Annotated in this window: 8 protein-coding genes and 2 pseudogenes; 6 read left to right on the top strand and 4 right to left on the bottom strand. The window is 57.3% G+C overall.

The genetic code is table 11. From position 1 onward, the window contains the following. Positions 1-175: 175 nt before the first annotated feature. Both RHIBUN_RS0128680 and RHIBUN_RS34220 read left to right on the top strand, forming a co-directional pair. Positions 176-520: a zinc-binding dehydrogenase gene (locus tag RHIBUN_RS0128680; protein ID WP_084659856.1), complete on the top strand. Its 345-nt coding sequence runs from the start codon at positions 176-178 to the stop codon at positions 518-520. Between the two features lie 315 nt (positions 521-835). Beyond that, positions 836-1,282, top strand: coding sequence for an NAD(P)-binding oxidoreductase (locus RHIBUN_RS34220; RefSeq protein ID WP_198021192.1), 447 nt, complete (start codon positions 836-838; stop codon positions 1,280-1,282). Positions 1,283-1,396: 114 nt separating this feature from the next. Here the strand turns inward: RHIBUN_RS34220 and RHIBUN_RS0128670 are convergent, their stop codons facing one another. The 4 genes and pseudogenes from RHIBUN_RS0128670 to RHIBUN_RS34910 all read right to left on the bottom strand — a co-directional run. Then, complete coding sequence (locus RHIBUN_RS0128670; RefSeq protein ID WP_025662237.1) at positions 1,397-2,146, bottom strand: SDR family oxidoreductase; 750 nt, start codon at positions 2,144-2,146, stop codon at positions 1,397-1,399. Positions 2,147-2,295: 149 nt separating this feature from the next. Then, a pseudogene (locus tag RHIBUN_RS37655) lies at positions 2,296-3,102 on the bottom strand (SDR family oxidoreductase). A 304-nt stretch (positions 3,103-3,406) separates the two neighbouring features. Beyond that, positions 3,407-4,321: an AraC family transcriptional regulator gene (locus tag RHIBUN_RS0128660; protein ID WP_025662236.1), complete on the bottom strand. Its 915-nt coding sequence runs from the start codon at positions 4,319-4,321 to the stop codon at positions 3,407-3,409. A 527-nt stretch (positions 4,322-4,848) separates the two neighbouring features. Next, positions 4,849-5,196: pseudogene (locus tag RHIBUN_RS34910) on the bottom strand (antibiotic biosynthesis monooxygenase); the annotation flags it as partial. 382 nt (positions 5,197-5,578) lie between these two features. Between RHIBUN_RS34910 and RHIBUN_RS0128645 the strand changes: the two are divergent. The 4 genes from RHIBUN_RS0128645 to RHIBUN_RS0128630 are packed head-to-tail and all read left to right on the top strand — an operon-like array spanning position 5,579 to position 9,433. Then, positions 5,579-6,616 carry a substrate-binding domain-containing protein gene (locus RHIBUN_RS0128645; protein WP_025662234.1) on the top strand — a complete coding sequence of 346 codons (1,038 nt, stop codon included), beginning with the start codon at positions 5,579-5,581 and terminating at the stop codon, positions 6,614-6,616. Between the two features lie 23 nt (positions 6,617-6,639). Further along, on the top strand, positions 6,640-7,878 hold the full coding sequence (locus RHIBUN_RS0128640; RefSeq protein ID WP_025662233.1) for a hypothetical protein: 1,239 nt from the start codon (positions 6,640-6,642) through the stop codon (positions 7,876-7,878). Beyond that, complete coding sequence (locus tag RHIBUN_RS0128635; RefSeq protein WP_025662232.1) at positions 7,875-8,633, top strand: ATP-binding cassette domain-containing protein; 759 nt, start codon at positions 7,875-7,877, stop codon at positions 8,631-8,633. Before RHIBUN_RS0128640 ends, RHIBUN_RS0128635 begins: the two co-directional genes overlap by 4 nt. Positions 8,634-8,662: 29 nt before the next feature. Next, entirely contained in the window at positions 8,663-9,433 is a 771-nt protein-coding gene (locus RHIBUN_RS0128630) for a glucose 1-dehydrogenase (protein ID WP_025662231.1), read from the top strand. Positions 9,434-9,477: the final 44 nt, after the last annotated feature.

Here is a 9,477-nt window from a genome sequence, read left to right as displayed (position 1 = left end):
TTGCCCTCAGTGATCTTGTTCAGGGCATCGGCCATCACCACCGCGCCGCCATAGATCGTGTCGAGGTTGTTTGGAAAGCCCGACGTCAGGCGCCATCCAGTACCTCAGGGAACTGGGCATCACCGGCATTGCGGGTGTCTTGGCCTCGCAGGTTTCTGATGCCGAAACCCTCGGCATGTCTCCGGTCGTCGCGGAAGAGGTTACGGAGGCCGATCCGTTCGATGCGGTTGTCGATACCGTCGGCGGGGACATCACCCTTGCCGCGATACGCGCGCTCAAGGACGGCGGCACCATTGCCAGCACGGCCTTCGTCCCCGAGGGCGCCAATGGCGACGGACGGGTTAGGTTGGTCAACGTCATGAGCGGGGATGACCACGAGATGTTGCAGAAGTTGGCCGACGCCGCCGGCCGCGGTGACCTGCACCTGCCGATCGCAAGAACCTTTCCGCTGGAGGAGCTTGGCGCGGCGTACGATTTTCTGGCGACACGGCCCGAAGGAAAGATCGTCATCACCCGCTAGTCGCATCCACGACTTATCAAGCGTTTTCCAATTCCGACGAAGAGGCCCCGAGGCGTCAGGCCTCGGGAGCCGGACAAGTGAGTTTGCAACATGAAAAACGTAACCGGCATGCGCCGGAACCAACCTGGATGGCCATCATGAAAATACTCGTCCTCGGCGCGACCGGCCCAACCGGTCGCCATGTGATCGATTCCGCCTTGAAGTCTGGTGACGTGGTCACCGTGCTTGCACGCAACCCGGCGGCACTGAGCGATTTGTCCGGCCGCATCACGGTCGTGCGGGGAGATGCCACCTCGGCAAGGGACGGCGGAGGCGATGCGCGGTCAGGATGCCGTCATCTCCACCCTTGGGCGGGGCAACTCCCTGTTCGCCAACGGGCTTTTTAGCCGTGCCGCCGCGGCGGTGATCGACGCGGCAAGTAAGATGGATATTTCCCGTCTGGTATGGATGTCGTCCTTCGGTGTCGGAGACACCTTCGGCTCGGCCAATCTTGTCCAGAAGTTCCTGTTTCGCACGCTTCTGAGCGGCATCTACGCCGACAAGACTATTGCGGACGCCGCCATCCGCCGCAGCGAACTGGCTTGGACGCTGGTCTACCCCACCGCCCTTACCAACGGACCGGCCACGGGCGCCTATCGTGCGGCCGAACGGGTCGAGATGAGGGGTCTTGCGAAGATCGGACGCGCCGACGTGGGTGCCTTCCTACACAAGGCGGCACATGATCCCGCATGGATCGGACGTGACGCCGTCATTAGCGACTAAGGCGGGCAGAGTTCTTCGGAGTTTAGGCATTAATTGTGAGATCTCAGGCGACAGAACTGAGTTTTGCCACCTGAGTTCGTTCCGCGGTGATGGGGCGGTCACCCCGGAAACGGATCAAATTGTCCTTGCGTTATAGAGAGCGACTGCGTCGGCTCCCGCAGGGAAATGCAACTGATCGGCAGTGTCGTGTGCGGCAGCCCATACGGCCTGCGCGACGTCAGATTCATTCGTTGTTGCCGGGGGGTTAGCAAACGCCTCAAAGATCGGGGCGGCGAACGAGCCGTATTCCGCAGGGATGAGGTCTTCGATTTTCACGTCTACATTGGCAGTAAAGCGCGTCGTCGGACCATAGCCAGGTTCAACCAGCTTTGCACGGACCCCAAAGTGTGCAAGCTCGTGAGCGACCGAACCCGTGAAACCTTCGATCGCCGTTTTGCTTGCGGTGTAGGCTGCAGCAAGGGGCATTGAAACATAGGTCACGGTGGACGTAACGTTGATGATTGTCCCTTGACGCCGTTCCCGCATCTGCGGGATGACCGCCTGCGTCATGGCCAGAGTGCCGAGGGTGTTGGTCTCGAAAATCTTGCGGATTTGCTTCATCGGCGTCGCCTCGAAAGCGCCGACGACCCCGATTCCAGCATTGTTGACCAGAACGTCGATTGGACCGGCTGCTTTGATTGCTGCAGCAATGCTCTCCTCACTCGTAATGTCGAGTGCCAAAATCCTGAGTCGGTGTGATGCCGGTAGAACGTCGGGGTTGGGCTTGCGCATGGCCGCGATTACGTTCCAGCCTTCATCCAGGAAGTGTCGAGCGGTTGCCAGTCCGTAACCCGACGAGCTGCCGGTAACCAGGATCGTTTTCATGTTTTTTACTCCGATGTTGACGGTGGGTTAGGATGCCATGGCTCGTTGCACACGGTCATTTAAGTGGGGAGTGGCAGGCCCGCTCGGGTGGGGTTGGCGGGCCTGCACGACAGGCGCATGACAAGGGGGCGATCTCGTCATGCGCAAACTTACATTCGGTAGCCGCCCGAAACCTCGATGTTTTCGCCCGTAACCCATCCGAGTTCGTCCGAAAGCAATGTTGCGATAACCCGCCCGATATCGGATGGCTCACCAAGCCGCTGCAGAGCGGTTTCCGCCGCAATGCCCGGTATGACTTCAGGAAAGCGCGCGAATCCATCATTTCCTAGCCTCGTGCGGGTCGGGCCGGGCGCAACGGAGTTCACGCGGATTTTGCGCGGTGCAAACTCTTTTGCCATATACCGTGTCAGCGTAGTCAGTCCGCCCTTCATGGCGGCATAGGCGGAGAAGCCGGGAGAAATACTCGTCGGTAAAGTCGAAGAACTCGTCACATTGACGATCGCGCCGCCGTCCTTGAGAGAGGGAAGAAACGTCTGGGTCACGAAGAAGTGCCCCTTGAGGAGGACGCGGTTCCTTTCGTCAAAGGCGTCTTCGCTCGTATCGGAAATTCGCCATAACCGACATTCCCGCGTTGTTCACGAGGTAGTCGAGCTTGTCGATCTGCCACTCCTGATTCAAAGTCGTCAGAACGCTCCCGCGGAGCTTTTTGATGCTTCCATCGAATTCAGGTCCAGATGGAATACCGCCACCTTTCCGCCACGTTTTGCTGCGTCGTCGACAAGCTGACGGGCGCCCGCCTCGTTATTGCGGAACGTGCCGATTACGTGGACACCGCGATCGACGAGGGCAAGTGCTGTTGCATTTCCGATGCCAGAGCTGACGCCGCTGATGACAGCGATCTTTGTCTGTTGAGGACTTGATCCGGGCGTAGCTGCTGTTGTCTCCGCTTGCGCCATCGCACTTGTCGAAATCGTCCCGGCCGCGTACTTGCACTGATTCCCATGAGAACTGATCGTCTGTTCATTTGAAATCTCCCTGTTCACGAACGGGAAGATACGCAATCTTGGCGAACCAATAAATAACGATAAGTCCTCATTTAATTACCAATCGTCCAGACGGATGGAAAATTTGAGCGCAAGGTAGCGACGTAACCGCTTAGGAGATCTGCCTGGCTTGGGGGGCCAGATGGCTGACCGGTCGGCAATACCGGGCAGCGAAAACAAATTGCTGCCATCGATGGATGGCAGGCAATCTCAGGGTCTACGTGGAGCTGTCACTGTTCCCGAGACGCGCAAACTTGCCCGGCGAACACCCAAGGCGTTTGCGAAATGCCGTGCTAAAAGCACTGGCAGACTCATACCCGATCTCATCGGCAATTCGGTCCAGTGTCTTGGCACCTTGTAGAAGCGAATCCTTTGCAAGGGCCATGCGCCAACGCGCGAGGTACTCGATCGCCCCGCAGCCAAGCACCTCTCCAAAGCGAGCAGCGAATGCCGACCGCGACATCCCGGCAATCTTGGCAAGCCCGGCTACTGTCCAGTCTCCCCTGACATCGGCATGCATTGCGTTAAGGACTTTCGCAAGCGTCGGATCACGCATCGCTCGAAGAAGCCCAGCCCTGTCCGAATTATCGTCAAATCCGCGCCATCGCAGCGCCTCGACAAGTAGGATCTCCAACATCCGTTGGAGGAGCATCTCTTTGCCCGGTTCATCATTGCTGCATTCTTCCGTGATCAATTCGATCAACCGATACAAACGCCCACTTCGCCCTTCGGACGCCGGTATCAGAATTCGAGATGGGAGCAAGGCAATCAACAGGGGAGCGTTTACCTTTTCAATGCTGAACGAGCCTCCCAACGCAATGTAATCGACCTCGCCTTCCTGATCGCCGTGTCTAACTGCGTTGGCCATCGGAATTCGAAGCTCCCCTTCCATTCCAGGGCGGCTGCTCAGCGTGAATGCGGGAGTTGTTGGAAGCAGGAGAAAGTCACCAGCTTGCAAGTGTAAGGGTTGTTCGGTTCCGAATGTGATCCAGCATTCCCCGCGGAGAATGATTGTGAAACCAGGTGCGTCATGCGACGCGTATCGGACCGCCCATTCGCCTCTTCCGCTAATCGGTTTGGCGACCGCGGTACTCGGTCGTAACAAAGAAATTACATCACTGAATGGATCCATAGCGGACGCTCCATAATATAGTAATTCAAATGTATTCTCTCTCGTCCAGAGTGTCACCATTCGATGCGTGGATTTCATGCCTCAGTTCGAGGCAATTTCAGTTAGAGCCGACACGCGGCTCACTGCATGGGCGGCAACCGCATACTCCGAAAAGATTGCAACGAGAGAATGAGTCGCGTGGTGATCAATCGCGGCATCGGTTACTTGTCGGGCTCACCGCAGACGACCGTAGCCTTTCGATTCGGGGGCAGACAGAGCAGGTTCTAGCTAAAGTCGATATCGAAAAGGCATGGGTCGAGAAGCGACCGCCTTTCTCGATCAGATCGTCGGGGACGACGTCACCATCGAGCTGCATGCATTCGACAAAAAGCATCTCATTTTCGCCATCCATCAGGCGTGCTTTCGGGGAACTATGTTCAGCTTCTTCGAGATTGCTATCCGTGCTACCTCACGTCTGGTATCGCCAGGTAGCAGCTGCCTTTCAGATAAAAAAAGGGTGACGATCTAGATAAGTCCTCGACATGCCTCTAGAGGGTGGTGCCGTTGAGAGTTCGCGCCGCAAGGGTAAGCAGGGCTCTGTCGCGTTCACCCTTGCGGGCCCCCAAGACGTTATCGTAGTTCGTTCCGCCCACCGGTATCTGGTCAACATGGGCCCCTTCGCCCTCTACCAGCACCGGAAACTTGGCAATGTAGGATTGAGCTACAGGGCCTTGTACGAAATTGGAATGCGCCTCTTTGCTCGTCCAACCTTCTGTAACAAAAACGATGTCCTTGTTGCTCGCCGACTGCCCCACCAGGAACACAACGCAGTCCGGATTTGTGAGTGCAGGCGCTTCAAGCAGCAATTTGACAAGTTCGTCGCCCTTACCGGGCTTTGCTGCATAGTAGCGTGAAAACCGTGCTTCATGTCCGCCGCTACGGCGCTAATGTTTCCAAAAACTGGCAACGCGGCTGCAAGCACGCGGCAAATATGACATTCCTGAGCTTCATCTTTAACCCTTCCGTGTAGTAGAGCTATCAGATTCCACACATTAGACGGCGTAACGATAATAAAACGTCCAAAAAAGATTATCAATCGGCCAGAAATGAGCTTTGATTTGAACGCGATGACTTGCATCGCCCCAGCTGAATGAGTGTCGCCAAACAGCAAGATTGACTTTAATATGTATCTGCTTTAAACAAATACAAATAGATGGGAGTTCGGGCTATGGCACGCGGTGTGAAATCGCGCGCGGCTTCATCAAAGGGAGGAACAGAATGTCGAAATTTTCGCATATGCTTGCTGGCGCCGCTACCGCAATGGCGCTCATGACAAACATTGCCGCCGCGCAAGACACGGTTGGTGTAAGCTGGCGTTACTTTCAGGACGAACGCTGGAAGATCGACGAAGCGGCAATGAAGTCCGTGCTCGAAAAGGCCGGAGTTTCCTATGTCGGCATGGATGCGCAGGGCGACCCGCAAAAACAAGCAGGAGACATCGAAAGTCTGATTGCACGTGGCGTCAAGGTGCTTGTCGTCGTAGCCCAGGATGCCAAGGCCATCATTCCTGTTATCGACGAGGCCAAGCGCAGCAACATCGCCGTCATTGCCTACGATGCCCCAATCGACACCGGCGATGTCCTTTATACAAGCTTCGACAACGTGGCTGTCGGCCGTGTCATGGGCGAGGCTCTCCTGAAAGCTGTGCCAAAGGGCAACTACGTTGCGATGGACGGAGACCCTGCCCAGACGATCCAGCAGGTTTTCAAGAGCGGTCAGATGCAGGCGATCCAGCCCGCAATCGACAGAGGCGATATCAAAATCGTTGCCCAGCAGAACGTTGAGCAGTGGAAGCCGGACGTTGCGCAGTCGCTCATGGAACAGGTCCTGACAGCGACGAACAACAAGGTCGATGCAGTGCTTGCGATGAACGACAGCATTGCTAACGGCGTGGCAGCGGCACTCGCGAGCCAGGATCTACTGGGCAAGGTTGCAATCTCCGGGCAGGACGGCGACAAGAACGTCCTCAACCGCATCGCCAAGGGCGAGCAGACGATGACCGTCTGGAAGGACGCGAACGCACTTGGAACGGTCGCGGCGAAAGCTGCCGTAGAAATCATCAAGGGCACAAAGATCGATGCGGTGACGGGGGTAAAGCCTGGCAAGACATCAACCGGCGCTTCGCAGCCCGCAATAATTCTCGATCCCATCGCCATTACGCGTGACAACCTCGAACTCGTGGTCAAAGCCGGCTGGATCTCGAAGGACGTGCTTTGCAAAGGCGTGACGAAGAACCCGCCAAAAGCCTGCGAATAAACAGTCCCAGCTGGAGTTCTGTCATGACATCCATTCTTCAACCTGCGTCCAGCTCGACGAAGCTTTTCCCCCGACTGCTACAAGCGGTCGGGGGAGGGGGCCGCGACACGCGCCTTGTGGCGATGGTGTGCGTCCTTGCTTTGATATGGCTTTGCGCAAACATCCTTACCAACGGCGTATTCCTGTCGCCGCGAAACCTGTTCAATCTCTCGCTGCAGGTCTCGGTCGTGGCCATCATGGCGTCGGGCATGATCCTGGTCATCGTGACGCGACACATCGACCTCTCGGTCGGATCTCAGGTCGGCTTTCTCGGGGTCCTCGGTGGTCTCGTGCAAAGCAGCTGGCTCCCCGACAGCCCGCACGCCTGGTGGATCTCCTGCCTCGTCATGCTGTCGGGCGGTATGGTGATCGGTTTGATCCAGGGCGCGCTTGTCGCCTACGCGCGCATACCCTCGTTCGTCGTTACGCTGGGTGGCCTGCTCTTCCTGCGCAATGCTGCTTATGAATTGAACGATGGCACCACGATCGCCCCCCTAAGCGCGACGTTCCAGAATCTCGGCGGGGGACAGAACGGGGTACTCGGAGCCACCCTGAGCTGGGCTGCGGCCGGCGCGGTCACCGCCTATATCGTCTTCAACCTTGTTCGCAGGTACCAGCGCAAAAAGTCCCTTGGCATACAGAATGCTTTAACGGCATCCGACATTTTTCCTGCGGCACTCTGGTGCGTTTGCGCATTCGGTCTGGTGGCAGTCATGAACAGCTACTATCGGCCTGGAACGACAGAATCGATGGGATTGGCCGTCCCCGTTCTCATCCTGATCGCGGTGACGATGCTTATGACGGTGATTGCCAAGAAGCACAGGTTTGGACGCCACGTGTTCGCTGTCGGCGGCGATCCACTCAGCGCGCGGTTGACGGGTATCAATACCCAACGCGTCGTCCTGAAAGTCTTCGTGCTGATGGGGTTCCTGTCTGGATTGGCCTCAATCGTTCTCACGGCCCGACTGAACGCCGCAGCGAGCGGAGCGGGCACGATGATGGAGCTCTATGTGATCGCGGCAGCAGTGATCGGTGGGACGTCGCTTGCCGGAGGAGCCGGTACAATTCTTGGTGGCTGCATTGGCGCCTTGATCATGCAAAGTCTTCAAAGCGCGATGGTCCTGATGGGAGTTGAGAGCCCGCTGCAGAGCATGGTGCTTGCTGGCGTTCTCGTGCTCGCCGTCTGGATTGATACAATGTGGCGCGAAAGGAGGCCATCATGACGACCCCGTTGCTGGAAGCCAGAAACGTCAACAAGGCATTTGGCGGCGTTCACGCAGTCGAGAATGTCAGTGTATCGCTCATGCCGGGCGAAGTCGTCGCGCTACTCGGCCATAATGGTGCTGGCAAATCCACCTTCATCAAGATGCTGTCTGGAGTCTTTCCCGCAGACAGCGGCGAGATCCTGATCGACGGCGAAACCGTTGATATCCGGTCCCCCCATGATGCACAGGAACTGGGGATCGAGACGATCCATCAGACGTTGGCGCTCGCCGATAATCTTGATGCGGTCTCTAACCTTTTCCTCGGTCGGGAGCAGACCGACCGCTTTGGTTTCCTCGACACGGAAGCGATGGAGCATGGGGCACGAAAGACGATAGAGCGCATGCGGTTGAGGATACCTTCTCTGAACGCGTCCGTCCGATCCATGTCAGGTGGTCAAAGGCAAGCGGTGGCGATCGCCCGCGCACTTCACTTCAACGCGCGTATTCTCATCATGGATGAACCGACTGCCGCCCTTGGACCCGAGGAGACGAAAAACGTCGGCATCCTGATTAAGGAACTCAAAAAGCAGGGTCTGGGTATTTTCCTCATCAGCCATGACATGCACGATGTCTTCGCGCTGTCGGACCGGATCACCGTGATGAAATCCGGATGCGTTGTCGGTTCCTATCCGACGCGAGACCTGACACAGGACGACGCGCTCGAAATGATCATCCTTGGCCGCAAGCCGGCTCGCCTTGCCGCGACGGCATGAGGCATACCAATCCGAGAATGGAAAGAAATATGACAGTCAAAGCACCAAACTTCAGTCTCGATGGGAGGGTTGCCCTCGTAACGGGCGCGGCGCGTGGCATAGGTCGCGCGATCGCACTCGCCTGCGCCGCCGCCGGGGCCGATGTGGTCATCGGTGTGCGAAACTTGGAGGCGGTTGCCGATCTCGTTGCGGAACTGAAGACCACTGGCCGACGCGCCCTCGCCGTCACGATGGACATCTCAAACAGTGGTCAAATCGCCGAAGCGGTTGCCGAAGCTGTCGCGGCGTTTGGAAAAATCGACGTGTTGGTCAATAACGTCGGCGTGGCGCCGGGAAACCTCGCGGAACTCGTCGACGAAAAGGCGCTTGACCAGATCCTCGATGTTAACATCAAAGGCACCTTCCTCGTCACGCAAACGGTTGCCCGCCATATGATCGAGCGGAAGAGCGGTCGCATCATCAACATCAGTTCACAGGCCGGGACCGTCACGCTTCGCGGTGAAGCCCTGTACTGCATGAGTAAGGCGGCTATCAACCACTTGAGCAGATGCCTGGCAGCCGAGTGGGCGCAATATGGCATTACGGTCAATACGGTCTCGCCCACCTTCATATGGACGGATTCGACCCGGCCGGTCCTTGCCGATCCGGATTTTTATGCACGTACCGTGGGCCATATCCCGCTCGGGCGGATCGGTGATACCGATGACGTTGTCGGAGCCGTGGTCTACCTCGCATCCCCTGCCGCATCCCTTGTGACTGGCGCCAACCTGTTGGTGGACGGGGGATGGTCGATTGCATGACGATGTCCTTCGCTCAAACCTTTGCCTGCACGCTGGCATCTGCT

The sequence above is a fragment of the Rhizobium sp. IBUN genome, assembly GCF_000510625.1.
Lineage (GTDB): Bacteria > Pseudomonadota > Alphaproteobacteria > Rhizobiales > Rhizobiaceae > Rhizobium > Rhizobium altiplani.
Note: the sequence above shows the minus strand (reverse complement) of the source record. Positions and strands in the feature narration are given on the sequence as shown.

Excerpts from the sequence above, each read along its gene's own strand:
- RHIBUN_RS0128680 (WP_084659856.1), top strand. The coding sequence starts at position 176 with ATGTCTCCGGTCGTCGCGGAAGAGGTTACGGAGGCCGATCCGTTCGAT.
- RHIBUN_RS34220 (WP_198021192.1), top strand. The coding sequence starts at position 836 with ATGCGCGGTCAGGATGCCGTCATCTCCACCCTTGGGCGGGGCAACTCC.
- RHIBUN_RS0128670 (WP_025662237.1), bottom strand. The coding sequence starts at position 2,146 with ATGAAAACGATCCTGGTTACCGGCAGCTCGTCGGGTTACGGACTGGCA.
- RHIBUN_RS0128660 (WP_025662236.1), bottom strand. The coding sequence starts at position 4,321 with ATGGATCCATTCAGTGATGTAATTTCTTTGTTACGACCGAGTACCGCG.
- RHIBUN_RS0128645 (WP_025662234.1), top strand. The coding sequence starts at position 5,579 with ATGTCGAAATTTTCGCATATGCTTGCTGGCGCCGCTACCGCAATGGCG.
- RHIBUN_RS0128640 (WP_025662233.1), top strand. The coding sequence starts at position 6,640 with ATGACATCCATTCTTCAACCTGCGTCCAGCTCGACGAAGCTTTTCCCC.
- RHIBUN_RS0128635 (WP_025662232.1), top strand. The coding sequence starts at position 7,875 with ATGACGACCCCGTTGCTGGAAGCCAGAAACGTCAACAAGGCATTTGGC.
- RHIBUN_RS0128630 (WP_025662231.1), top strand. The coding sequence starts at position 8,663 with ATGACAGTCAAAGCACCAAACTTCAGTCTCGATGGGAGGGTTGCCCTC.